The 2656-nt window shown below is 69.3% G+C and carries 2 protein-coding genes; both read right to left on the bottom strand.

The features are described 5' to 3' along the window. Window positions 1-1338 (bottom strand): carbamoyl-phosphate synthase large subunit (gene carB / locus ACTHMF_RS12610; protein ID WP_440318009.1); only part of this gene is annotated, 1338 nt, incomplete at its 3' end. After that, window positions 1338-2507 (bottom strand): glutamine-hydrolyzing carbamoyl-phosphate synthase small subunit, encoded by a 1170-nt coding sequence (gene carA, locus ACTHMF_RS12615; protein WP_440318011.1) that lies wholly within the window; start codon window positions 2505-2507, stop codon window positions 1338-1340. The genes carB and carA, both read right to left, overlap by 1 nt. Window positions 2508-2656: the final 149 nt, after the last annotated feature.

The following is a 2656-nucleotide window of genomic DNA, read 5'->3' on the forward strand; positions in this document are numbered from 1 at the left end:
CTCCGGGGTCGCGCCGAGGCGCAGCGCCTGCTGCACGTCGACGATCCTGCCGTCGGTCGGCGTCGCGATCGAGGCGAGCAGCTCGTCCACGGTGCGCTCCTCGGCGCCCCAGTGGAACGACGAGCCGCGCTTCTCCAGCGACCGCAGCGCCTTCTGCAGCGCGCTCGTGAAGCTGCGGCCGATCGCCATCGCCTCGCCCACCGACTTCATGGTGGTGGTAAGCGTCGGGTCGGCGGCGGGGAACTTCTCGAACGCGAACCGCGGGACCTTGACCACGACGTAGTCGAGGGTCGGCTCGAAGCTCGCCGGGGTGACCCGGGTGATGTCGTTCGGGATCTCGTCCAGGCGGTAGCCGATGGCCAGCTTGGCCGCGATCTTCGCGATCGGGAAGCCGGTGGCCTTCGACGCGAGCGCCGAGGACAGGGAGACGCGCGGGTTCATCTCGATGACGATGATGCGGCCGTTCTCCGGGTTCACCGCGAACTGGATGTTGCAGCCGCCGGTGTCGACGCCGACCGCGCGGATGATGTCGATGCCGATGTCGCGCAGCTTCTGGTACTCGCGGTCGGTCAGCGTAAGCGCCGGGGCGACGGTGATCGAGTCTCCGGTGTGGACGCCGACCGGGTCGACGTTCTCGATGGAGCAGACGACGACCGTGTTGTCGGCGGTGTCGCGCATGAGCTCGAGCTCGTACTCCTTCCAGCCGAGGATGGACTCCTCCAGGAGCACCTCGCTGGTCGGGCTCTGGTGGATGCCGTCGCCGACGATCCTGCGCAGCTCCTCCGGCGTGTACGCGAAGCCGGAGCCGAGGCCGCCCATGGTGAACGACGGGCGGACGACCAGCGGGTAGCCGAGGTCCTCGGCGTACTCCAGCGCCTCGTCGACGCTGTGCGCGATGTACGAGCGCGCGACCTCCGCGCCGGCCTCGATCACCAGGTCCTTGAAGACCTGGCGGTCCTCGCCCTTCCGGATGGCCTCGAACTTCGCGCCGATCAGCTCGACGCCGTACTTCTCCAGGATGCCGTGCTCGTGCAGCTGCATGGCCGCGTTGAGCGCGGTCTGGCCGCCCAGGGTCGGCAGGATGGCGTCCGGCTTCTCCTTGGCGATGATGGTCTCGATGACCTCCCAGGTGATCGGCTCGACGTAGGTGGCGTCGGCGAAGTCGGGGTCGGTCATGATCGTGGCCGGGTTCGAGTTCACCAGGATGACGCGCACGCCCTCCTGCTTGAGGACGCGGCACGCCTGGGTGCCGGAGTAGTCGAACTCGCAGGCCTGGCCGATGACGATCGGGCCGGAGCCGATCACCAGGACGGAGTGGATGTCGGTGCGCTTCGGCATCAGTCGGTGCCTTCCTGGGTCTGCGTCTCGTCCGCGTCGGACTCGCGAGCCTTGATGAGCTCGACGAAGCGGTCGAAGAGGTAGTTGGCGTCGTGCGGCCCCGCGGCCGCCTCCGGGGGGGACTGCACGCTGAACGCGGCGATGTCGAGGCAGTTGAGCCCCTCCACCACGTTGTCGTTGAGGCTGAAGTGGCTGACCTCGACGGTGCCGAAGCCGGCCGGCGAGTCGAACGTCCCCTCCACCGGCGCCTTGACGGCGAAGCCGTGGTTCTGCGCGGTGATCTCGACGCGTCCGGTGCGCTTGTCCAGCACCGGCTGGTTGATGCCGCGGTGGCCGAACGGCAGCTTGTAGGTGCCGAGGCCGAGCGCCCGGCCGAGCAGCTGGTTGCCGAAGCAGATGCCGAAGTAGGGCAGCCCGGCGCGCAGCGTCTCCTGGAGCAGGGCGACGTGCTTGTCGGAGGCCTGCGGGTCGCCGGGGCCGTTCGAGAAGAACAGCGCGGACGGGTTCAGGCCGAGCACGTCCTGCGCGGTGACCTGCTGCGGCAGGACGTGCACGTCGAGCCCGCGGCCGGCGAGGTTCTCGAGCGTCGACTTCTTGACACCGAGGTCGAGCACGGCGACCGAGCCGATCTTCTCGCCGACCGCCGGGACCGTGTACGGCTCGACCGTGGAGACCTCGGCTGAGAGGTTGCGGCCCGTCATCTTGGACCCGGTGAGCACCAGGTCCAGCTGCTCGGAGTCGCTCAGGCCGAAGTCGTCGCCGGAGAAGATGCCGGCCCGCATCGCGCCCGCCGAGCGGATGTGCCGGGTGACGGCACGCGTGTCGATCCCGCTGATGCCGACGATGCCCTGCTCGATGAGATCGTCGTCCAGGCTGCGCTGGGCGCGGAAGTTGGAGACGACGCGGCTGGGCTCGCGGACGACGAAGCCGTCCACCCAGATCCGCCTGGACTCCATGTCCTCGTCGTTCGTGCCGGTGTTGCCGATGTGCGGCGCCGTCATGAGGACGATCTGGCCCGCGTACGACGGGTCGGTCAGGGTCTCCTGGTATCCGGTCATGCCGGTGGCGAAGACGGCCTCGCCGAGGGTCCGCCCGCGGGCGCCGTAGGCCCGGCCAACATAGCGCTTCCCGTCTTCGAGGACGAGGACGGCAGGTTCTGCTGCGGCCACGTCACACCTCCCACTTCTCTGGACCAGTGCTGTCCTGGTCGTTCGTGCTCCCCTGGGCGCTGTCGCCGGGGAGGATGCTTTCGATCGCCGCGGTGAGCCCACCGCGGCCGGGCCGGGCGTCGACCCCGCAGTAGCAGTCGGCGGGGGGG

This window comes from Leifsonia sp. (assembly GCF_051955155.1).
Classification (GTDB): domain Bacteria; phylum Actinomycetota; class Actinomycetes; order Actinomycetales; family Microbacteriaceae; genus Leifsonia.